This is a genomic window from Bacillus sp. FSL R9-9497 (assembly GCF_038005805.1).
Lineage (GTDB): Bacteria > Bacillota > Bacilli > Bacillales > Bacillaceae_G > Bacillus_A > Bacillus_A cereus.
This window is the reverse complement of sequence record NZ_JBBOTY010000001.1, coordinates 5025253-5045598: the sequence shown is the minus strand read 5'-3', so window position 1 is coordinate 5045598 and position 20346 is coordinate 5025253. Positions and strand designations below refer to the sequence as shown.

The following is a 20346-nucleotide window of genomic DNA, read 5'->3' as shown; positions in this document are numbered from 1 at the left end:
ATGGAGCATAATTCTTGTTTATGTCCAAAGTTTGAGTCAGCTTTTACTCTGCTTAGTAAGAAGTGGACTGGCTTAATTATTAAATCTTTGCTTGAAGAGTCGAAACGTTTTAGAGAAATCGCAGATATTATCCCAAATATGAGCGATCGTATGTTGTCAGAGCGTTTAAAGGAATTGGAAAGCGAGGGCATTGTAGTTCGTAATGTCTATCCAGAAGTACCAGTTCGAATCGAGTATGGCTTAACTGACAAGGGAAAAGCGTTAGAAAGTGTTATGGATGAGGTCCAAAATTGGGCTGAGAAATGGATGAAGTAGCATTTCATCTGTATTCGTATATTTAATAAAACGTAAGGAATTCCTTACGTTTTTTCTTTGTTTATAGAAGTGAGAAAAGTATATAAATTTCTACACATACATACAAAAATATACGCATTTTGCGCTAGAGCTACATATAATATTACATTTGTTTTACAAAAACGTAACATTAGCAAAAAAAATCCCGAATTATGGTATAAATTTTATAGGTTATATACGGAAAAAGAAAAAAGAAAGCGGTGTAAAAAATAAAATGAAAAAGCTAAAAATGGCATCTTGTGCATTAGTTGCAGGATTAATGTTTTCTGGGCTAACACCAAATGTATTTGCAGAAGATAAAATTTCTGATGTGAAATCACAAATTAACACGCAAAATGACACTTTACATAAACAACAACAAGAACGTGATGAATTACAAAAACAAATGAATGACTTAAACAAAACAATTCAAGGTTTAGATAAATCTGTTCAAGAGAATGCTGCAAAGCTTGATGAAACAATGAAAAAAGTTGCTGATACTGAGCAATTAATTGAAAAGAAAAATAAAGATATTGCAGAATTACAAACAAAGATTGCAAAACGTGAAGAGTTATTAAGAAAGCGTTTAGTTGCACTTCAAGAACAACCAAATACGAACGTTGTAACAGAAGTTCTTGTAAACTCTAAAAACGTTGCAGATTTAGTTGATCGTTTAACTTCTGTTTCTAAAATTCTTGAGTCTGATGAAGATATCATGAAAACACAACAAGAAGACCAAGCTAGTGTGAAAAAAGATGTTGCAACGGTAAAAGAAAAACAAAAAGAATTAAAAGAAGCACAAGCTCAAATTGAAACTGCTAAGAAAGAACTTGACGCTGAAAAAGAGAAAAAAGCAACAGCGGTAAACGATTTAAGCGGTAAAATGGATACAGTTGTAACTTCAATGACAAGTACGGAAGGTCAATTGAAAGAGCTTGAGAAACAAGCATTACAATTACAACGCATTGCCGAAGAAGAAGCACAAGCAAAAGCTGCACAAGAAGCTGCTGCTCAAAAACAAGCAGAGCAAGCTGCTAAAGCTGCGCAAGCTCAACCAGCACAAGCACCTGCAGAGCAAGCTGCACCAGCAAACAATGGTGGACAAGCTCAAAAAGAAGAGCCTAAAAAAGAAGAACCTAAAAAGGAAGAGCCTAAAAAAGAGGCACCTAAAGCAGAAAAGAAAACACCAGAGCAAAACCCAGCACCAACTCCACCGGATACTGGCGTAATTGGTAAAGCTAAGCAATATTTAGGTAAGCCATATGTTTGGGGAAGTGCATCTCCATCAAACGGTGGTTTTGACTGTAGTGGATTCATTTCTTACATCTTTGGTGTAGGTCGTCAAGACGTTAGGGGTTACTGGAACTCAGTTTCTAAAGTAGATAGCCCACAACCAGGAGACTTAGTATTCTTCCAAGGTACTTATAAAGCAGGTCCATCTCACATCGGTATTTACGTTGGTAATGGCCAAATGATCCATGCTAGTGATAAAGGAATTGCGTACGGTGATATTAACAGTTCGTATAACAAAAAACATTTCTTAGGATACGGTCGATTCTAGGATTTATAAAAGAATAAAACATGTGTATAAAGTCGATAGCTTACTATTTTATAAGTAGGTTATCGGCTTTTTTGAGTTTTTACGAGATGATGAGAAAGGTTTATAGTAGTGCTGGAGGTGATTGTTGATGCTATCGGGGAAACAGTTGCTATTAGAAGAACTTTCTTCAGATTTACAGAGGGAATTAAACGATTTGAAAAAGAAGGGAGAGATCGTATGTGTACAAGGTGTAAAAAAGAAGAATTCTAAATATATGTGCCAACGCTGTGGAAATGTAGATCGGCGGCTATTTGCATCGTTTTTATGTAAAAGGTGCAGTAAAGTGTGCACATATTGCCGGAAGTGTATAACGATGGGGAGAGTAAGTGAATGTGCTGTACTTGTTCGCGGGATTGCTGAAAGAAAGAGAGAAAAGAATTCAAATTTGTTACAGTGGAACGGGACGTTGTCTACTGGCCAGAATTTGGCGGCGCAAGGAGTTATAGAGGCTATTAAGCAAAAAGAATCATTTTTTATTTGGGCTGTATGAATAGCCGGAAATGAATACATAAAATAATTACTTAAAAACGCCAAATGATTTCGACGTTTTTATGGTCAATATTTATTTGTTTTACAAGTTTATTAATTAAAACTTGTTTATCTTTGAATTCAAGTAAATCAATGGATTTAATACTATCAATAAGTGTGTCCTGTGCAATTGTTTTTTCTTCTTCTTGTCTTTTTTGTTTTTGAATAAGATTTTCTTTTTCTAAATTTAATTTTTCCATTTGTTGCTCTAACAGTTGTCTGCTTATATTAGTATTAGTTGTAAATAAATCAAGAAGGCGTTCCATTTTTTTATCAATATCTTTAATGAGTTTTTCGTAATTAATCTTCTTTTTTTGTTTGTTGTTTACATTGTCTTCTACTGTTAGACGCTTTAAACCGGTTATAATAATATCTTCAAGTTTTTTTCTGGACCAGGTTTTATTCATACATCGTTCTTCGTATTCAGCTGGGAATCTTTTAGCTCTACAAATGTAGTAATAATATCTTTTTGATTCAACATCTTTAGATTTCCCTGTACTGTAGGCCACATAGTTTTCTCCACAACAAGAACAGGTTATGAGTCCTGATAATAGACTTTGTTTAGCTTTATGAGCATTATGTCCCTTGTGACGCTTTAAAAGCGCCTGTACACGTTTAAACTGTTCTGATGAAACGATAGGCTCATGTTGACCTTCATATTCCTTTCCTGCAAAAGTTACACGTCCTATATACAATGTATTAGAAAGAATATCTCTATATCTTCGAAATCTCCAAATAGGATAACCTTCCTCTTTTAAAACTTCCTGAACTTTAGTAATTGAATGCTGTTGCTCATATAAATCGAAAAGCCTTTTGATATGATTAGCTTCGTCTTTTTTTATTATTAAGTGTCCATCTTGTCTAGTATAACCAGCTGGATCATAGTCTCCACCGTTACCTCTTAATCCATTCTCAGCACGTTTGATATGTCCCATTCTCATACGTTCTGCAATTGTTTCACGTTCTAATTGAGCAAATACAGATAGAATACCAATCATCGCTTTACCAAATGGTGTGGAAGTATCTAATGTTTCTGTGATCGATACAAAGTCTACTTTGTTTTTTAGAAAATGTTCTTCAATCAATTCTAATGTGTCCCTTTGAGAGCGTGAAAGCCTATCTAATTTGTATACAACAACTACATCTATATTTTTTAAATCGGTTAAAAGTTTTTTTATACTTGGTCGTTCTAAATTTGAACCTGAATAACCACCGTCTATATATTCATCATATACGGTCCAATTTTTAGCTTTGCAAAACGCCCTTATTCTTTCTCGCTGAACCTCTATACTATAGTTTTCAACTTGGTCCTGCGTACTAACACGAATATATATAGCTGCTTTAGTCAAAATAATCACCTTTTACATTTAAAATTTAGCGTTAAGAGGTGCCATATACCAAACTAATTTTCCTTTTACTACAACAGGAGTGTGTTCTTGTGTTTTAGAATCATAAAATTGTGTTTTATATTCAGGATTATAACTTTCAGGTTCTAAAGTAATTCCATCTTGGAACTTATAAAATCTTTTTAGAGTTGCATCAAATCCATTAACGGCAACTGCAGCAATATCTCCATTTTTAATTTCAACATCTGGATCTATCAGCGCTAACATATTTGGTGGTATTACTTTACTCATACTATCGCCAACTACTCTTAATAAAAATGCATGAGGATGTGATTCAGTTATTTCGACTGGAACATTAATCCACTCTTCCACAGCTACCATTTCAAGTGGAGTTCCAGCAGCTATTGCTCCAAGTAGTGGTACAGGCTTACAGTTGTTTTCAATTTTTGGCTGGTTAGGTCTGATGTGAGTAACTTTAGAATCTTTATCTTCGATTATGTCACTTTTTAAAATCCCAAAATGATCGGCTATTTTTTGAAGTGATCCCATTCTTGGTTCTTTTATTCCTTTTTCCCAAGTTGATACTGCTTTATCTGAAACACCAGCTATTTCTCCGAGTTCCTTTTGTGAAAGATTATGTTTATCCCTTAATTTTTTAATATTTTTTCCTATGCTCATTTTAGTGACCTCCGTCAACTTTATATCTATAATATTATACTAAAGGTAGAGTTTATTCAATAAAAAGTCGAAAAAATTCTACTTTAAATTCTGGAATATAGTATAAAAGTAGATTAATATAGTTTTTTTAGTGTTGACATTCTACTTTTAGTAGATTATTATGAGTTTACAAGCGAATAGAAACGAGGTGACAGTGATGATTCTCACTATTAAACAAGCGCGATTACTAAAAGGTTTTACGCAAAATGAAATGGCGCAACAGCTAAATGTCCATGTTCAAACTTATAGAAACATGGAAAATCACCCTGATGAGGTGACTGTAGGAAATGCAAAGAAAATTTGTGATTTGCTAGAAATTAGTTATGATCAAATTTTTTTTAATGTAGACTCTACTTTAAGTAGAGTTGGAGGTGGAGTCACTCTTGAAATGTAGAAGGTGTATTAAATGATTATTAGAGAAGGTATTGAGGTAACTAGAATAACTTTAGATGGCTATGAATTACCTATTCCAGAAGGTTTTTCTGATTTTCTACTTCGGGCTGGATATTGGAGATATGACGAAGAAGTAGAGTCGTCAGTTGATGAAAAATTTTTGTCGAATTATGAAAGTAAAGTTGTTTTAAAAGATGGAGTTTTGTCTACACAATTCATTTATAAGGAAGGTGACCAATCATGAACGGAGTACTATCCGCAAGTAAATTAATGAAAGCATCAGAAGTTGTAAAAAGATGTGCAGAAATGAGAAATAGTCCAGCGTTATTACTTATTACTGAATTAGAAGCAAAGTGTCAGCTAAGGGAAATGAACCGTAAGGTTTCAATTCGAAGGGATGTGAGTTAAATGAGAAATACGCTAGGTGACTTGAATAATCATTTATTTGCTCAACTCGAGCGTTTAAGTGATGAGGACTTAGTGGGAGATAAATTAGTCGAGGAAATAGAAAGGGCTCGTTCTATAACAAGCGTAGCTAATCAAATCATTTCGAATGGAACTTTAGTGTTAAACGCTCAAAAGTTTCATACAGAATACAAATCAAAGGATCTTACCAAACCAAAAATGTTGGAGGGGTAAAGGATGGCGAAACTTTTTAACGATGAACAAGTGGCTTTTATTCGAGAAAATGCAAAAGGATTGTCTAATCAGGCTCTAACGAACTTAATAAATAAAGAATTTGATTTGAGTATTTCAATAAAACAAATAAAAACATTTAAGAAAAATAATAAAATTTCCAGCGGTTTAACTGGCCACTTTGAAAAAGGTCACGTTCCTTTTAATAAGGGTAAAAAAGGCCTTACGAGGGGTGGAGTTGAGACGCAATTTAAAAAAGGACAACAAGCAACAAATTATAAACCAGTCGGTAGTGAACGAATCGATCGTGATGGTTACGTACTAGTCAAGGTTTCGGATAAAGGTCCTTGGCACAAACGGTGGAGGCACAAACACAGAGTCTTGTGGGAAAAGGAACATGGTCCCATACCAAAAGAACATTGCCTTATTTTTTTAGACAGCAATAAAAAAAATATTGTATTGGATAACTTGCAATTAATTACTAGGGCGCAACTGACTCGAATGAATCAGAATCATTTAATATCAAACGATGTTGAACTAACTAAAACAGGTTTAATCATCGCTGAGATTTACAGCAAAATGGGAGAACGTAAGCGGTCTAAATGATGCATATGAAGGGAGGTGAGTTAATTGAAGGAAGTAACATTAGTTTTTAAATCAGGTGCCAAAGCAAGTTTTACAGTAGAGCAATTTAAAACATTTAAAAATAGTTTTGGATTTTTATCAGGAATTGAATATGAAGGTGCAACTCCGACAGTACCATTCCACATTAGTGTGAGTAATATCGATGCAATATTTGTGGAAGACATTGGTGGAAAGGAATCTACTAAAGAACCTGATCATCCAATTGAAGATTTCTATGGTTGTGAAATTAAGCAAGATGATAGGTATTTTATGTTTGGACAGAATGCCGTACTTGAAGGGAATCTAACGAATTACTTAATTGCGGAACAAAATGTTGAATGCTTTCGGGCGGTATAAAAAGAAAAACCACCTGCGCCAACAGGTGATTTAGAAAAACAAAATTCACAGTCATTATAGCATGAATTGATTTCATGTAAAGGAGCGTTTTATTGATGGATATTAAAACAATCACTGAAAGTGTGCAAGCCATCCACAATGCATATGATAAAGGAATTATCAGCGTTCGTGATAATCAAGTACATGTAACTCACAAGGTATTTGAATTCTTGCTACAGGAAGCGGAAGTACAGCCTACGATAGTAAGTCGCGTATCCAAGGATTATCCTTTTGAAGTTTCTTTTGATAATAACGGTTTTACATATTATTCGCTGTATAGCACACAGGAAATGAAAAATAAATTTGGGGGTAATATCGATGAACTCATTACAAGAAATTGAATTAGCGGAAGTTGATGAATTACAGGATGCGGAGAAGCAATTTGAAATTAGTGATTTGGAAGGTCTTAATTGGGCATTTCGTAAATTGACTGCACTTAAAGTGGAAGAAAAGAAAATTACAACGTTGGCAAATATTGAACGTGACCGTATTGCACAATGGGAGCAAAAAGAATTAAAGCCTATCCACGATAGCATTAGTTTCTTTGAAAGTCATATCCATCGTTACCATGCGGAACAACTTGCAGCGGATCCAAAGCAGAAAACTATTAGTACGCCTTACGGTAAATCCAAGACTCGTAAGAGTAGTGAAGCGCCAGAGCAAAAAGATAAAGAGCAGGTACTTCAATACGCTATTGAAAACCATCTTGATGATTGTCTAAAGACGGAAGTTAAATGGGGTGACTTGAAGAAGAAATTCAAGATTGCGGAAATCAGCGGTGAAAAAGTAGTTGTGGATGAGGATGGACAAATTGTCCCAGGGGTGACGATTAAGCCTGAGTCCATTTCTTATAGTGTGGAGGTATAAATATGTTGCAAGTAACAGATGCACAACGTGAAAAGCTGAAAGCTTGTATAGCATTGTTCGGTGCAAGTGGCGGAGGTAAAACATTAACTTCTTTAATCCTGGCATATGGAATGATGAAAGAAGCTTATCCTGATTTACTAGAAGAAGAATTGTGGAAGAAGATTGGTGTTATCGATACAGAACATAAACGTTCGCTTCTTTATGCAAACAATACAATTAAAGGTTACAAGATTGGTAGCTTTAAATATGTAGAACTTGATGCTCCATATTCCACAGTGCGATACCAACAAGCAATTGAATTATTAAAGAAAAATGGTTGTGAAGTAGTCATTGCAGATAGTCTTTCACATGCTTGGGAAGGTATCGGAGGTATCTTGGACCAGCAGCAAGATTTAGGTGGCCGTTTTCAAGATTGGAAAACAATGAAGCCGGTTATTAAAGAGTTCATTAAATCACTTACAGAAAATGATGTTCATATTATCGCTACGTTACGTACTAAGCAAGAATATCAAGCTGAGCGTGATGATAATGATAAGCTTCAAATTCGTAAGTTAGGATTAAAACCAATTCAGAAAGATGATTTGGAGTACGAATTCATGATTGTTCTACGTATGGAGCAAAACCATACAGCTACACCAACTAAAGATAATTCTAATTTAATAAATGAAAATGGTGAATTAATTAAGCCGGAGCATGGTGCAATCATTTATAAATGGTTAGAACTGGGTGTGGATGTAAGAGCGGAGCAAGAGAATGAAAGAAATGCTCTTATTGCAAAAATTATAGAAATTGTTGAATCCAGTGATGAAGCAGCGAAGATGCTAGATGAAATTGAGTTTAAAACAAAACAAAAACTCCAAGATTTCAATCTTAAATATTTAAATGCTGCTTTAGATAGATTACAAGTTTTTAACAACAAGGAGGAAAAATAATGTTTAAAGTAGATCACAGTCAAGCAACAGAATTTGAGGTAATTAAGCCAGGTGAATATGAGGTAACGGTTGTTAATTATGAATTAAAGCAAGCAGAGTCAGGTAATAACCGAGTAATCGTTGATTACGAGATTCGCAGCGATGTGGACCAACCATTCCAAGGTCAAAAGATTCTGTTTGATAATTTTACTGTTACAGAAAAAGCAATGTGGAGATTCCAAGCAGCATCAAAGGCAGCACAATTCCCAGATGGAATGCAATTTAGCAGCTATAAGGAATGGGCTGATACATTCCTGAATAAACCATTGCGATTAGTAGTAGGTGAGCGTGAATATAACGGTAAAAAATATCCGGAGGTAAAAGGATTTAAGGTTTCTGAAGTAGCAGCTCCAAGTACTAACGTTGAAATTTCAGATGATGATGTACCATTCTAAAAATTAATTAACAAGATTCAAATAGGAGGGAGCTACTAATGGCTCCCTTTTCCAAAGGGAGAAAATCAAATGAGATACAAATTTAATCAAATACCGGCAGAGCTTAAAAACACTCCTCATTGGATCTTATGGCGGTCAGAAGTAAGAAATGGTAAGAAAACAAAAGTTCCTTATCAAATCAATGGGGAAATGGCTCAATCAAATAATAAACGAAGTTGGTCAACGTTCCCGACAATCATAAAATTCTATGAACAAGGAGATTATGACGGAATTGGATTTATGTTTTCAAAGGATGATCCATTCATCGGAATAGATATTGACCATTGTATTCAGGAAGGTGCTCTTACAAGTTTAGCTGAGGATGTTATTGAAATCGTAAATAGTTACACGGAATATTCACCAAGTGGTGATGGCATCCACATTATTGCAAAAGGTAAGCTGCCATTAAAAGGACCAGGTACAGGCCGGAAAAATGTTGATATTGGATTAGAAGTATACAGGCATGGAAGATATTTTACTTTCACCGGTGATTGCCTGGATCAAGTCCCTGTGGAGGATAGAACGGATGAATTAAAAGTTTTATTTGAGAAGTATTTGAAAGAAAAGCCAAAGCCTGAAAAGAAACAAAGTACTACTTCATTTGAACGAGAAGACATTACTAGTCTATCGAACGCGGAATTATGGGAGCGAATGTTTGATAGTAAAAGTGGTGCATCCATTAAAGATTTATTCCAGGGCATGTTGATTAACGGTGATCATTCCTCAACTGATATGGCCTTATGTAATCATTTAGCATTTTGGACGGATAAAGATGCTGCGAAGATGGATTCAATGTTTAGAGAATCTTCCTTACTTCGTGAGAAGTGGGATAAACCACATTCAAGTGATGGCCGTACATATGGGCAAATGACAATCGATACAGCGATTCTTTCAACTCCTTCCACAATAGCTGATTATGAACCACCTGAAGAGAAAAAGTATGAAGTTTACATTTCTGATAACTCAATTGAAGATACTGAGGAAATTATCGATGAAGCGCCAAAGTTTCATTTAACTGAGTTAGGAAATGCTGAACGTATCGCATATTATCATGGCGAAAATGTTCGGTACTGTAACGAGTTGGAATGGCTTATATGGAACGGTAAGCATTGGCATGAGGATAGTAAGAGACAAATTGAAGCTATCACGGCCAAAACGTTGAGAGCTATATATGGAGAAGCAAAGGCTACAGAAGATAAATATCAATCAAAGTTACTGCATGATTGGGCTAAGAAGTGTGAAAGACGGTCAATTAGGATAAATAGCATATTGGATGTAAGACCGATGGTATCAGTGAAAAAGAAAGAATTAGATGCACATAACTTTTTATTTAACTGTGATAACGGAGTTATCGATTTAAAGACTGGTGAATTATTACCACATAACCGTGACTTGTTATTAACAAAGATTTCTCCAATCAAGTATGACAAAAATGCTGAGTGTCCGAACTGGAAAGCTTTCTTGGAAAGTATTTTTAAAACATCTACAGGTGAAGCAGATCATGAATTAATTAACTACCTGCAGAAAGCTATTGGTTATTCATTAACCGGTGTAACAAAAGAACAAGTAATGTTTTTCTTATTTGGTAATGGCCGTAATGGTAAGTCTACTTTTATTAATATCATCCAGGATCTACTCGGTGATTATGGAAGACAGACAAACAGTGACACCTTCTTAAAAAAGAGAAATGATTCAGGAATCAATAATGATGTGGCTAGATTAGATGGAGCTCGTTTTGTATCGGCTGTTGAGAGTGAAGAAGGGCAACAGTTATCAGAAGCGCTGGTTAAACAAATCACCGGTGGGGAGAAAATGTCTGCACGTTTCTTACGCCAGGAATATTTTGAGTTTACACCAGAGTTTAAAGTTTTCTTCACTACCAACCATAAGCCAATTGTTAAAGGTTCGGATGAAGGTATTTGGAGAAGGATTATGCTTATTCCTTTTACTGTAACTATACCTAAAGACAAGATTGATTATGATTTACCAGATAAATTAGCAAAAGAAATGCCAGGTGTTTTGCGTTGGGCAGTGGAAGGCTGCATGAAGTGGCAGGCCGAAGGGTTGCGTGCTCCTGAAGCCGTGAAGGCAGCGACAGCAGAATATCGTGAAGATATGGATATACTCGGACCATTTATCGATGAAAATTGTGCGGTGTATTCGACAGCAAGAGTTGAAGCAAAGTTACTTTATGAAAATTATACAAAATGGTGCTATCAAAATAACGAGATGGATTTAAAGAATCGTGCTTTTTATCGTCAGTTAGAAATTCGTGGGTTTAAAAAAGAAAAAGGATCAAAAAATAAAACCTTTATTCATGGAATGACATTAAACGAATTTGCAGGAGCTAGTCTGTTTTCTGGTGAGGAAAAAGAAGAGAAGAATAACATAACTCCTATAAATAGGAAAAAAGTTTGATTTTGGGTTACTAAGGGTTACTAAACTATTTTTTTAATAACCCATATAAACTTTGTTATATCAAGGTTTATAGACTATGGGTTACTGAGGGTTACTGAATTTTCTATAACAGCCTATAAGAAAATAAATAAATAAAAAAATAATATATATATAGGGCTTTAATAGATAACCAAGTAATCTTAGTAACCTTGATGACTAAAAAAAGCCTTGAACCCTTGATACGACTGGTTTTGTAGTGGGTTACTGAATAAAAAACTTAGTAACCCTCGATAACCCTTTAAAAAAAGAGGTGTAATATGCATCCAAAACAGATATGTGTTGATGTTCAATCGATGGGAGCGAAGCTCGTTCTTGATGGAAATGATTTATACATTGAGAACCATGAAAAGGTTGCTCCTGAAATTGAATCAGTTATTAAAGAATACAAGCTACGTATTATTAAATATTTGCAAGGGAATTATTCGGACCAAGATCATGCAGTAAAACAAACGATAGATAAAATTATTAATTTTTTTATCGGTGTTGAGCAAGACATAAATCCAAAAATTAATAATTGGTTGAATCATGATGAAGCTGCAGCAAGATTGGTTATGGAATTAACATTAAACTTCTCACTTAATGGTTGGTTATATGTAAAAGAATCTGTGGCCAACTATGAAAATAAATTAACGGACGAGCTTTCACAAGCAATATTCAATCGTGCAATGTTGCATTTTAGGAAGGTGAAATAAATGCCAGCAATTCATTATCGATATTCAGAAAAAGAGTTAAAGGAAATCCTGGATACATTAGAAATCATGGTAGATACAAGGGAGCAGAAAAATCAACATGTACTTGATTATTTCCGTAAAAAGGATGTTAAATTCAGACTTAGAAAAATTGATACAGCTGATTATTCAGCGGTAATTCCTAAGAATCTTGAAATGGGTATTACACGAGATATTTATTTAAGTGCTGGGGTAGAACGTAAAAATGGTGTAGATGAATTAGTTCAATCGATTAAAGATCGTACAAGGTTTGAAAATGAATTGATTCGCGCTGCTAAACATCCATTTGTGCTACTTGTGGAGGATCTAAAAGGTTATCAAAAAATATTAAAAGGTGAGTATATAAGCCAATACAAACCAGAAGCGTTGCTTGGTAGTTTAAAAACATTTGAAGTGCGATATGGATTTTCAACAGTATTTATTGAGCCAGCTACAACAGGTAATTACATATATCATCATTTCTTATACATGGCTCGTGAATATCTGAAGAAGGGCGTCATATAAATAATGATTTATTTTCGTAAAAAACAAAAAACGATTATTAATTAGGGGGAATTATCAATGGCAAAAGTACAACTTAATCAAAAGGAACAACATTATGCAGATACACGTGAAGAGGCGGAGGAAATTATTGCAGCTGCTAAAGAAAATGACAACCTTCAAATGCACAAAATCGCAGAGAAATATAACAAATACGGTCAGTATTTCTTGATTGATTTAACTTTCGCTTATCAAACTCCTAAAGAAGTAATGGAGAGTCGTCCGCAAAATGATGATGTTCCAGAAGGACAAATGAGTTTTGAAGAGCCGCATGAAGGCGTAGAGTACAGTGTTAAACCAGATGGAACCACGGATGTTGCTTCTGGTCAATTGAAAATTGTTGGAGATGGAAGTATCGCTGAATAAATATTTGTCCTGGGCTTCGGCTCAGGATATTAATACAATTTGAATTTTATAAGAATCGGAGGAATGGAAAATGGAACAGATTTTAAAAATTGAAGAACATCAAGAGAAAGTAAGATGGTCAAGCATGGGTGGTTACGCTATAACAACAAACGAACAAGTAATCAAGTTATTGATTGATGATGAACAATCTTGTTGTGAAAACTTTGGTTACTTTATGTCAGAAGATGACTTCAATGATTTTATAGGAGCACAACTTATTGATGTAAAAATAACTGATACAGAATTAAAAGAGGGGCTTCTTGAAAAGCATGATTTGGATATAGAAAGTGAGTATTTTGAAGGTGATGTAATGTTTGTCGATATCGTCACATCTAAAGGGACTCTCCAATTTGTAGCTTACAACGAACATAACGGATATTACGGTCATGAAGCTAAAGTTATTTCAAAACAAATTAATCATGATGAAGTGTTATAAAAGCGTTATTTGAATAGAAAGTAGGTGAATCATCATTTGTTTAACTGGCTAAAGGTATATCAAGAATTAGAACAAGAAGTTGCGTATCTAGATTACAACTTAGATAAAACAAAAGCTGAATTAAAACGCTGGGTCAGTGGTGATTTGCGAGATGTACGTTTAACTGCTGAATCGGAAGGTGCAAAGGTAGAAGAACGTATTGAAGCAATTGAATACGAGTTAGCACATAAGATGAATGACATGTATAAACTGAAAAAATTAATTAATACCTTCAAAGGGTTGGAACATAGAATTGCATATCTCAAATATGTGGAAGGCATGACATTAGAAAAGATTGCTGAAGAACTTAACTACAGTTCACAGTACATTTACAACAAACATGCTGCTATGAGAGAAAAGGTTGAGTACTCAAATAGAACTTAACATTTACTTAAGGTAAGTAATCATTATACAAACCCTTGAAAAAATGAATTATAGTAATAACATAAGAAATTGACGAAAGGGCAACTGGTGCACGGTTGCTCTTTTATTATGTCTATATATAATGGTGACAAACATTACCAACTACATTATGATTAGTGTCGGAGGGATGTTTGAATGAGTACTGAACAAAAGGTTAGTGAGCAAGTTTTACACATTACACAACAAGATACAATTATTAATGACATGGATGTATTTAATGAATTGAAGAGAAGGGTTGATTTAACTAGAAGATCAAGGATAAAAGCTTCAGGTAGATTAAGAGAGAAACATGAGTTTTTCGAAAAAACCTCATACTTCTATTCTTTAGTAGTTTTACTTTTGTCTATATGGTTTATTGATGGAGAAGGAAATATAACAAAAATATTGCTAATATCTTCTTTATCATTAACATTTTTCACTATGTTTTTGGGAGTTAAAAATTATAAGGAACGTGCTAGTAATTTTGAAAATAACTATCAACAATTAAATGTGTTATTAAATAAACTGCAAAGATTAGAAGCTAATCCAAGTTCAATCACTCAAGTTAAATTAAAGGAGCTTCACCGAGATTATGAAAAGTTAATTTTGGAAAAAGAAAATCATATTAGCGTTGACTATATGACATGCAAGCCTGAACATGAAAAGAAATATAAAATGGAAATATTATTGTATAAATTTAGAGAGGGATTTAAAAAATACACCTTGCTCTTTTTACCATTAATATTACTAATGATATTTTTATATAAGAGTATATGAAATATTTGAAGCATTCCTTATGGAGTGCTTTTAATTATATAAAAAAGAGGACGCTTATATGGCGTCCTTTATGGTGTATTAGTTTTGTCATTATATCCTAGCGTTTGTTTTAAAGCTTCTGTTAATAATTTAGATTGATTTATATTCTTGTTTACAGCTTCATCATCAAGCCATTGTGGAATAGTTAATGTTTTCTTTTTTAGTTTTACATTATCTTTGTTTCTATATGGGGGCATTCTAACATCAATTAATAAAATATGCTCATTACTATTTTCATTTATGATATCTGTTATTTGAGAAGGTGAAGGGATTGGATCGTTATCTTCCTCCATTATTGATAAGAAACCACCTAATACATCTCTAGCCATTATTAAAGCATCTTCTTGATTCTTACCGCTTGTCATGCAACCAGGTAAATCAGGGAAAGTTACAAGTACACTATCATCAATATTAAAGTGAAATCTAGCGGGAAATGCATAATAGTCTTTAGTCATAGTTATTCTCCTTTATAAGTTTTCTTTTAATTGGTTTGGTGTATAATATGTTTAAGTTCAAATTTGAAACGAGAGGGCTATTTCAGCCCTGCTTGTTTCAAGATAGCTTGCGTTAATCCAACGCCTAAGTCTTTACGGGGATGTGGGACGGGAATCTTAATCCCTGTAACTGGATGTTTGTAGTAGTGGTGGCTACCACGAACGCTATGTAATTCATATCCAGATTTCATTAGGCGTTTGATTATTGCTTTTGAACTTTCGCTTTTCAAATTATCACCTCCTTATCTATAATTAATTATAACACGTATCGCAATACGTGTAAATAGAAAGTTAGCAATTATTGTGTTTTTTTGTACATTTTTATAAATAAATACGAATATATCAAGCATCCATAAGTGGGTGCTTTTTATTATATAAAATTTACATAGGTGGTGTAGTGGAAAATGATTACTGAAATAAGAAAAACAATATCAGGTACAGAGTATTGGCATAATGAAGAAAAGCGAAGTCTATTTGTTCCAAGGGGTGAAGAACCAGGATTCGAAGTAACTACAAATCCAAAGAGTATGATTGCTAAATTTGCTGACGATAAAGTGATTGATGTTAAAGTAACTGAATTAGATGATATGACAGTGAAAGAGTTACGTGATTATGCTGCATCGATTAATGTTGAGATTCCAGCCGATGTTAAAAAGAAAGAAGACATCATTAAGTTACTATCATGAAGTACTGTGCTGAACAAGGCTGCAAGACATTAATCGATAAAGGACGATACTGTCTCAATCATAAACGTAAACAGAAGAAGACGGTTGTGTATTCAAAGAACAGATCATTCTATCGTACAAAAGCCTGGCAAGATTTAAAGTCATTCTGTTATCAAAGAGACAAAGGATTGTGTCAACGATGTGGAAGGTTTGTGTTTGGTAAGCAAGCACATCATCATCATATTGTTCCAATTAAAATCAATCCTTCATTAAGATTAGATCCAGATAATATCGATACACTTTGTTCTAAGTGTCATCCGATTGTAGAAAGAGAAACAAATGAAAAATACCAGGAAAAGAAAAAGTTCGACTGGAAACTATAAGCCCCCCTATCGAAAAAAGAAACGCTGGCCTTATGGGGGGATAGGGAGTGGGGGTGCAAACGCGCACCTCAAAATGATTTTTTGAAAAAAATTCGTTTTTTTAGGTGGTGATTTAAGGAATGGCCAGAAAATCGAAGGTCGTAATTGAAGCTGAAAAGAAAAAAGAATTAGAAGCGCAGCGTATTATGGATGTTTTGGTTGAAGCCGGAACTTATTCGCCAGCGCTTGATCCGTTGATTGAAATTTATCTTGATGCAGTTGAGATATACAGCGTCAAATATGGATTGTGGAAGAATTCCAACTTTCCAACAGTCCAAAAAACAAAGAATGTAAATGGTGATGTGAAAGAATCAAAACATCCATTGGCTCAACAAGTTGAAGTCTGGTCTAAGCAAAAAGCGAAATATTTGGGGCAATTAGGACTGGACGGAAAGAACAAAGATTTAATCAAAAAAAGTGGGGTTCTTCTTGAAAAAGGAAAAGCAGAAAAAGAGTCCACGGAGCCTAGTGATAGCAATAAATTAGTGCAATTTAGAAAGATGAAAAGTCGATGATTGATTTTGAAACAAATTACGCTGATATATTCGTTTCGGAAGTAGATGCAGCCCCACACTTATATCCTGATTCTATTAAATTGGCAATCAAACGATATAAGAAATGGAAGAAACGAAGAGATATTTGGTTCGATGTTGAAAAAGCGAATGCAATGATTTATTTCACAGAAACATTCTTAAAACATGCAAAAGGAAAATGGGCAGGACAACCATTAATTTTAGAGTCCTGGCAAAAATTCTATTTTGCTAACATCTATGGATGGCAAAAATATAATGAAGATGGTAAAGCGGTGCGAGTAATTCGTACGGCTTATTTGCAGGTTCCAAAGAAAAACGGAAAAACAATTATGGGCGGTTCACCAGTTATTTATGCGATGTACGGAGAAGGTGTAAAAGGCGCTGATTGTTATATTTCCGCTAATACTTTTGAACAATGTCAGAATGCAGCCGGACCAATTGCATTAACTATTGAAAATAGTCCAGATTTAAGGCCAGATACTCGTATTTACAAAGGTAAAGAAGACACAATTAAGTCAATTAAATACACATTTGTGGAAGAAGACATTAAATATGCAAATGTAATTAAAGTTCTTACAAAAGATAACGCTGGTAACGAAGGTAAAAACCCGTATATCAATTATTTTGATGAAGTCCATGCTCAAATGGACCGAGAACAATACGATAACTTACGTTCAGCACAGATTGCTCAAGAAGAACCACTCAACATCATCACTTCCACAGCAGGAAAGAATACCGGCTCGCTTGGAACTCAAATTTACACTTATGCAAAAGAAGTTTTAAAAGATGATAAAGATGATTCCTGGTTCATGATGATCTATGAGCCGAACAAAAAGTTTGAATGGACAGACCGTGATGTTTGGCGAATGGTTAATCCAAATATGGATGTATCGGTTAACATGGAGTTTCTTGAGAATGCATTTAAAGAAGCCCAAAACAATAGCTTTAATAAGGCCGAGTTCTTATCGAAGCATTTGGATGTATTCGTTAATTATGCTGAAACATATTTCGATAAAGACCAACTGGATAAAATGCTTGTGGACTATTTAGATGATATTGAAGGATTAACTTGTGTTGTCGGTGTGGATTTATCAAGACGCACGGATTTAACTTGTGTATCTATAAATATTCCAACATACGATGATGAAGGGAATGCAATATTAATCGTTAAGCAAATGTATTTTATTCCGGAGTTTGGAATCGAAGATAAAGAGCAGCAAAGAAACGTTCCGTATAAAGCATTAGCTGAAAAAGGTTTTGTAACAATTTGTCCTGGGAAAACAGTTGATGAAGAAATGGTAAATCAGTATGTGGAATGGGTATTCGAGAATTTTGATTTACGTCAAATAAACTATGATCCAGCTCTGGCTGAAAAGCTTGTTGAGAAGTGGGAAATGCTCGGAATTCAATGTGTGGAAGTTCCACAGTACCCAACTCACATGAATGAACCGTTTGATGACTTTGAAATTTTATTACTCCAGGACCGAATTAAAACGGACAATCCTTTACTTATTTTCTGTGCAAGTAATGCGAAGATAATTACAAACATTAATAATTTAAAAACACCATCTAAACGAAAATCACCGGAGCATATCGATGGGTTTGTGGCCATGTTAATTGGTCATAAAGAAACATTGAATATGATGGAAGATACTATTCCAGATGAAGAGTATGATGAATATTTAGATGATATTTATAGATAAACACGAACTATAAAATTTTGGCCAAAGAAAAAACGGAATTAAAATACGAACAAAAAGTTGTTTAGGATCCTTTTAACGTTCGTTAATTGAAAGGCGGTGAGAGATTGGGTTTAAGAGATAGGTTTTCAAATTTTTTATTTAGACAAGCTGAAAAGCGTGGTTATCTGGATGACGTTTTAGGAAAAAGTATTCGTTACGGCGGTGTGTATGTTACAGATTCAAACATCTTGCAATCTAGTGATGTATATGAATTGTTACAAGACATCAGTAATCAAATGGTATTGGCTGATATTGTTGTGGAAGATGAATTTGGTAATGAAATTAAAGATGATATTGCACTTCGTATTTTAAAGAATCCTAATAATTATTTAACGCAATCTGAATTTATTAAATTAATGACAAATACCTATTTACTCGAGGGAGAAACGTTCCCTATATTAAATGGTACTCAAATACATTTAGCTTCAAATGTGTTTACAGAGCTAGATGATAATTTAGTAGAACATTTTAATATTGGTGGTCAAGAGGTTCCCTCTTTTATGATTCGTCATGTGAAAAATATTGGCGCAGATCATTTAAGAGGAAAAGGTCTTCTTGATTTAGGAAGAGATACACTCGAGGGCGTTATGTCAGCTGAGAAAACCTTGACCGATAAGTACAAAAAAGGTGGATTACTAGCATTTCTATTAAAATTAGATGCGCATATCAATCCACAGAATGGTACACAGTCAAAATTAATTAAAAAGATTTTAGATCAGTTGGAATCAATTGATGATGCAAGGTCAGTTAAGATGATTCCTCTAGGAAAAGGTTATGAAATAGAAACGCTTAAAAGCCCGTTAGACGATGAAAAGACTCTAGCATACCTAAATGTATACAAAAAGGATTTGGGTAAGTTTTTAGGTATAAATGTGGATACATACACAGAGTTAATCAAAGAAGATATTGAGAAAGCAATGATGTATATCCACAATAAAGCAGTTAGACCAATAATGAAAAATTTTGAAGACCATTTGAGTCTTCTTTTTTATGGCCAAAATTCGGGGAAACGAATCAAATTCAAGATTAATATTCTTGATTTTGTTACTTATAGCAACAAAACAAATATCGGTTATAACCTGGTACGTACCGCTATTACTTCACCTGACAATGTTGCCGATATGCTGGGATTCCCTAAACAAAATACAAAGGAATCACAATCTATTTATATTTCAAATGATTTAACTGAAATCGGTAAGAAAGAAGCAAACGATGGTTCATTGGGAGGAGGTGAAGAGAATGAAAATTGAGGTCCGAGGGAATCAAGTCATACTTGATGGTTATGTGAATGTTGTGGACAGAGAAAGTCGAATGTTGCCTTCTCCAAGGGGATATTTCAAAGAGAGAATTGTCCCAAAGGCGTTTGAAAAAGCGTTAAAGAAAGCAAAGAATGTGGACTTGCTTTTTAACCACGATAAGAATCGAAATCTTGGTTCCATTAAAAATGGCAATCTGGAATTGTGTGAAGACAATATTGGTTTAAGAGCTATTGCTACGGTTACAGATGAAAAAGTGATTGAGAAGGCAAGGAATAAAGAATTACGTGGCTGGTCATTCGGTTTTGTTTCTGAAAAGGACTCCTGGGAAGAGGGAGAAGCTGGTGTTCAAAAACGATCTATTGAAGAATTAGAACTCTTAGAAGTTTCTATTTTGGATATGACACCAGCATATGTTGCAACTTCCATTGAAACCAGGGGCGAAAATACAGCCATGATTGAAATGAGAAGTGAAGAAGCAGTTGTAAAAACAGTTGTGGAAGATGATACAGAAGAAAGAAACAACATTATTAAACAAATAAAAAAAGTCCTGGAGGAAAATTAAC

29 protein-coding genes and 1 pseudogene are annotated in these 20346 nt (G+C 34.3%); 26 read left to right on the top strand and 4 right to left on the bottom strand.

The window, feature by feature from the left end; genetic code table 11:
- From MKY21_RS26180 to MKY21_RS26170, 3 genes and pseudogenes are all read left to right on the top strand, one after another.
- Window positions 1-315 (top strand): winged helix-turn-helix transcriptional regulator, encoded by a 315-nt coding sequence (locus MKY21_RS26180; RefSeq protein ID WP_000400857.1) that lies wholly within the window; start codon window positions 1-3, stop codon window positions 313-315.
- Window positions 316-463: 148 nt separating this feature from the next.
- Window positions 464-1894 carry a C40 family peptidase gene (locus MKY21_RS26175; protein WP_000499470.1) on the top strand — a complete coding sequence of 477 codons (1431 nt, stop codon included), beginning with the start codon at window positions 464-466 and terminating at the stop codon, window positions 1892-1894.
- Window positions 1895-2021: 127 nt separating this feature from the next.
- A pseudogene (locus MKY21_RS26170) lies at window positions 2022-2420 on the top strand (DNA/RNA helicase); the annotation flags it as partial.
- A 34-nt stretch (window positions 2421-2454) separates the two neighbouring features.
- Here MKY21_RS26170 and MKY21_RS26165 read toward each other — a convergent pair.
- Together MKY21_RS26165 and MKY21_RS26160 are read right to left on the bottom strand one after the other, a co-directional pair.
- Entirely contained in the window at window positions 2455-3819 is a 1365-nt protein-coding gene (locus tag MKY21_RS26165; RefSeq protein WP_341077735.1) for a recombinase family protein, read from the bottom strand.
- Window positions 3820-3828: 9 nt separating this feature from the next.
- Window positions 3829-4485: a LexA family protein gene (locus MKY21_RS26160; protein ID WP_341077733.1), complete on the bottom strand. Its 657-nt coding sequence runs from the start codon at window positions 4483-4485 to the stop codon at window positions 3829-3831.
- Between the two features lie 196 nt (window positions 4486-4681).
- Here MKY21_RS26160 and MKY21_RS26155 point away from each other — a divergent pair, with 196 nt between their 5' ends.
- The 17 genes from MKY21_RS26155 to MKY21_RS26075 all read left to right on the top strand — a co-directional run bounded on the left by MKY21_RS26155 (window position 4682) and on the right by MKY21_RS26075 (window position 14629).
- Window positions 4682-4918, top strand: coding sequence for a helix-turn-helix transcriptional regulator (locus MKY21_RS26155; RefSeq protein ID WP_086389734.1), 237 nt, complete (start codon window positions 4682-4684; stop codon window positions 4916-4918).
- Window positions 4919-4930: 12 nt separating this feature from the next.
- Window positions 4931-5161, top strand: coding sequence for a hypothetical protein (locus tag MKY21_RS26150; protein WP_242280653.1), 231 nt, complete (start codon window positions 4931-4933; stop codon window positions 5159-5161).
- Window positions 5158-5325, top strand: coding sequence for a hypothetical protein (locus MKY21_RS26145; RefSeq protein WP_341077729.1), 168 nt, complete (start codon window positions 5158-5160; stop codon window positions 5323-5325). Before MKY21_RS26150 ends, MKY21_RS26145 begins: the two co-directional genes overlap by 4 nt.
- On the top strand, window positions 5326-5556 hold the full coding sequence (locus MKY21_RS26140) for a hypothetical protein (protein WP_098213900.1): 231 nt from the start codon (window positions 5326-5328) through the stop codon (window positions 5554-5556).
- A 3-nt stretch (window positions 5557-5559) separates the two neighbouring features.
- Complete coding sequence (locus MKY21_RS26135; protein WP_341077724.1) at window positions 5560-6159, top strand: HNH endonuclease signature motif containing protein; 600 nt, start codon at window positions 5560-5562, stop codon at window positions 6157-6159.
- A 24-nt stretch (window positions 6160-6183) separates the two neighbouring features.
- Window positions 6184-6534 (top strand): YqaI family protein, encoded by a 351-nt coding sequence (locus MKY21_RS26130; protein WP_016125195.1) that lies wholly within the window; start codon window positions 6184-6186, stop codon window positions 6532-6534.
- Between the two features lie 95 nt (window positions 6535-6629).
- Window positions 6630-6914 carry a hypothetical protein gene (locus tag MKY21_RS26125; protein WP_151617093.1) on the top strand — a complete coding sequence of 95 codons (285 nt, stop codon included), beginning with the start codon at window positions 6630-6632 and terminating at the stop codon, window positions 6912-6914.
- Window positions 6892-7440: a host-nuclease inhibitor Gam family protein gene (locus tag MKY21_RS26120; protein WP_341077716.1), complete on the top strand. Its 549-nt coding sequence runs from the start codon at window positions 6892-6894 to the stop codon at window positions 7438-7440. The genes MKY21_RS26125 and MKY21_RS26120 overlap by 23 nt, the downstream gene beginning before the upstream one ends.
- A gap of 2 nt (window positions 7441-7442) precedes the next feature.
- The gene (locus MKY21_RS26115; protein WP_063676110.1) at window positions 7443-8372 is read left to right on the top strand and encodes an AAA family ATPase; all 930 of its coding nucleotides are present in this window, start codon (window positions 7443-7445) and stop codon (window positions 8370-8372) included.
- Window positions 8372-8806, top strand: a complete 435-nt coding sequence (locus tag MKY21_RS26110; protein WP_053514276.1) for a DUF669 domain-containing protein — start codon at window positions 8372-8374, stop codon at window positions 8804-8806. Before MKY21_RS26115 ends, MKY21_RS26110 begins: the two co-directional genes overlap by 1 nt.
- A 69-nt stretch (window positions 8807-8875) precedes the next feature.
- Window positions 8876-11263: a phage/plasmid primase, P4 family gene (locus tag MKY21_RS26105; RefSeq protein ID WP_341077714.1), complete on the top strand. Its 2388-nt coding sequence runs from the start codon at window positions 8876-8878 to the stop codon at window positions 11261-11263.
- A 296-nt stretch (window positions 11264-11559) separates the two neighbouring features.
- Window positions 11560-11994 carry a hypothetical protein gene (locus MKY21_RS26100; protein WP_086405512.1) on the top strand — a complete coding sequence of 145 codons (435 nt, stop codon included), beginning with the start codon at window positions 11560-11562 and terminating at the stop codon, window positions 11992-11994.
- Window positions 11995-12534: an ERCC4 domain-containing protein gene (locus MKY21_RS26095; RefSeq protein WP_341077713.1), complete on the top strand. Its 540-nt coding sequence runs from the start codon at window positions 11995-11997 to the stop codon at window positions 12532-12534.
- Between the two features lie 57 nt (window positions 12535-12591).
- Entirely contained in the window at window positions 12592-12936 is a 345-nt protein-coding gene (locus MKY21_RS26090) for an organic solvent tolerance protein OstA (RefSeq protein ID WP_341077710.1), read from the top strand.
- Between the two features lie 70 nt (window positions 12937-13006).
- Complete coding sequence (locus MKY21_RS26085) at window positions 13007-13411, top strand: DUF7448 domain-containing protein (protein WP_341077708.1); 405 nt, start codon at window positions 13007-13009, stop codon at window positions 13409-13411.
- Between the two features lie 36 nt (window positions 13412-13447).
- Complete coding sequence (locus MKY21_RS26080) at window positions 13448-13834, top strand: hypothetical protein (RefSeq protein ID WP_341077706.1); 387 nt, start codon at window positions 13448-13450, stop codon at window positions 13832-13834.
- Window positions 13835-14008: 174 nt separating this feature from the next.
- Window positions 14009-14629: an SLATT domain-containing protein gene (locus tag MKY21_RS26075; protein ID WP_199717428.1), complete on the top strand. Its 621-nt coding sequence runs from the start codon at window positions 14009-14011 to the stop codon at window positions 14627-14629.
- A gap of 68 nt (window positions 14630-14697) precedes the next feature.
- Here MKY21_RS26075 and MKY21_RS26070 read toward each other — a convergent pair whose 3' ends face one another.
- Both MKY21_RS26070 and MKY21_RS26065 read right to left on the bottom strand, forming a co-directional pair.
- A complete protein-coding gene (locus MKY21_RS26070) occupies window positions 14698-15123 on the bottom strand; it encodes a type II toxin-antitoxin system HicB family antitoxin (protein WP_137000173.1) in 426 nt (141 codons plus the stop codon).
- Between the two features lie 77 nt (window positions 15124-15200).
- Window positions 15201-15392 (bottom strand): type II toxin-antitoxin system HicA family toxin, encoded by a 192-nt coding sequence (locus tag MKY21_RS26065; RefSeq protein ID WP_000834382.1) that lies wholly within the window; start codon window positions 15390-15392, stop codon window positions 15201-15203.
- Between the two features lie 174 nt (window positions 15393-15566).
- Here MKY21_RS26065 and MKY21_RS26060 point away from each other — a divergent pair, with 174 nt between their 5' ends.
- From MKY21_RS26060 to MKY21_RS26035, 6 genes are all read left to right on the top strand, one after another.
- Window positions 15567-15848: a hypothetical protein gene (locus tag MKY21_RS26060; RefSeq protein ID WP_098434446.1), complete on the top strand. Its 282-nt coding sequence runs from the start codon at window positions 15567-15569 to the stop codon at window positions 15846-15848.
- Entirely contained in the window at window positions 15845-16210 is a 366-nt protein-coding gene (locus tag MKY21_RS26055) for an HNH endonuclease (protein WP_000872542.1), read from the top strand. Before MKY21_RS26060 ends, MKY21_RS26055 begins: the two co-directional genes overlap by 4 nt.
- Before the next feature lie 119 nt (window positions 16211-16329).
- Window positions 16330-16764: a P27 family phage terminase small subunit gene (locus MKY21_RS26050; protein ID WP_341077697.1), complete on the top strand. Its 435-nt coding sequence runs from the start codon at window positions 16330-16332 to the stop codon at window positions 16762-16764.
- Window positions 16761-18485, top strand: coding sequence for a terminase large subunit (locus tag MKY21_RS26045; RefSeq protein ID WP_341077695.1), 1725 nt, complete (start codon window positions 16761-16763; stop codon window positions 18483-18485). Before MKY21_RS26050 ends, MKY21_RS26045 begins: the two co-directional genes overlap by 4 nt.
- 104 nt (window positions 18486-18589) lie before the next feature.
- The gene (locus tag MKY21_RS26040) at window positions 18590-19774 is read left to right on the top strand and encodes a phage portal protein (protein WP_341077693.1); all 1185 of its coding nucleotides are present in this window, start codon (window positions 18590-18592) and stop codon (window positions 19772-19774) included.
- On the top strand, window positions 19764-20345 hold the full coding sequence (locus MKY21_RS26035; RefSeq protein WP_341077691.1) for an HK97 family phage prohead protease: 582 nt from the start codon (window positions 19764-19766) through the stop codon (window positions 20343-20345). The genes MKY21_RS26040 and MKY21_RS26035 overlap by 11 nt, the downstream gene beginning before the upstream one ends.
- Window position 20346: the final 1 nt, after the last annotated feature.

Bases quoted from the DNA above. Each gene is read 5' to 3' on its own strand.
- MKY21_RS26180 (WP_000400857.1), top strand. From the start codon at position 1: ATGGAGCATAATTCTTGTTTATGTCCAAAGTTTGAGTCAGCTTTTACT.
- MKY21_RS26160 (WP_341077733.1), bottom strand. From the start codon at position 4,485: ATGAGCATAGGAAAAAATATTAAAAAATTAAGGGATAAACATAATCTT.
- MKY21_RS26155 (WP_086389734.1), top strand. From the start codon at position 4,682: ATGATTCTCACTATTAAACAAGCGCGATTACTAAAAGGTTTTACGCAA.
- MKY21_RS26150 (WP_242280653.1), top strand. From the start codon at position 4,931: ATGATTATTAGAGAAGGTATTGAGGTAACTAGAATAACTTTAGATGGC.
- MKY21_RS26145 (WP_341077729.1), top strand. From the start codon at position 5,158: ATGAACGGAGTACTATCCGCAAGTAAATTAATGAAAGCATCAGAAGTT.
- MKY21_RS26140 (WP_098213900.1), top strand. From the start codon at position 5,326: ATGAGAAATACGCTAGGTGACTTGAATAATCATTTATTTGCTCAACTC.
- MKY21_RS26135 (WP_341077724.1), top strand. From the start codon at position 5,560: ATGGCGAAACTTTTTAACGATGAACAAGTGGCTTTTATTCGAGAAAAT.
- MKY21_RS26125 (WP_151617093.1), top strand. From the start codon at position 6,630: ATGGATATTAAAACAATCACTGAAAGTGTGCAAGCCATCCACAATGCA.
- MKY21_RS26120 (WP_341077716.1), top strand. From the start codon at position 6,892: ATGAACTCATTACAAGAAATTGAATTAGCGGAAGTTGATGAATTACAG.
- MKY21_RS26115 (WP_063676110.1), top strand. From the start codon at position 7,443: ATGTTGCAAGTAACAGATGCACAACGTGAAAAGCTGAAAGCTTGTATA.
- MKY21_RS26110 (WP_053514276.1), top strand. From the start codon at position 8,372: ATGTTTAAAGTAGATCACAGTCAAGCAACAGAATTTGAGGTAATTAAG.
- MKY21_RS26105 (WP_341077714.1), top strand. From the start codon at position 8,876: ATGAGATACAAATTTAATCAAATACCGGCAGAGCTTAAAAACACTCCT.
- MKY21_RS26100 (WP_086405512.1), top strand. From the start codon at position 11,560: ATGCATCCAAAACAGATATGTGTTGATGTTCAATCGATGGGAGCGAAG.
- MKY21_RS26095 (WP_341077713.1), top strand. From the start codon at position 11,995: ATGCCAGCAATTCATTATCGATATTCAGAAAAAGAGTTAAAGGAAATC.
- MKY21_RS26090 (WP_341077710.1), top strand. From the start codon at position 12,592: ATGGCAAAAGTACAACTTAATCAAAAGGAACAACATTATGCAGATACA.
- MKY21_RS26085 (WP_341077708.1), top strand. From the start codon at position 13,007: ATGGAACAGATTTTAAAAATTGAAGAACATCAAGAGAAAGTAAGATGG.
- MKY21_RS26075 (WP_199717428.1), top strand. From the start codon at position 14,009: ATGAGTACTGAACAAAAGGTTAGTGAGCAAGTTTTACACATTACACAA.
- MKY21_RS26070 (WP_137000173.1), bottom strand. From the start codon at position 15,123: ATGACTAAAGACTATTATGCATTTCCCGCTAGATTTCACTTTAATATT.
- MKY21_RS26060 (WP_098434446.1), top strand. From the start codon at position 15,567: ATGATTACTGAAATAAGAAAAACAATATCAGGTACAGAGTATTGGCAT.
- MKY21_RS26055 (WP_000872542.1), top strand. From the start codon at position 15,845: ATGAAGTACTGTGCTGAACAAGGCTGCAAGACATTAATCGATAAAGGA.
- MKY21_RS26050 (WP_341077697.1), top strand. From the start codon at position 16,330: ATGGCCAGAAAATCGAAGGTCGTAATTGAAGCTGAAAAGAAAAAAGAA.
- MKY21_RS26045 (WP_341077695.1), top strand. From the start codon at position 16,761: ATGATTGATTTTGAAACAAATTACGCTGATATATTCGTTTCGGAAGTA.
- MKY21_RS26035 (WP_341077691.1), top strand. From the start codon at position 19,764: ATGAAAATTGAGGTCCGAGGGAATCAAGTCATACTTGATGGTTATGTG.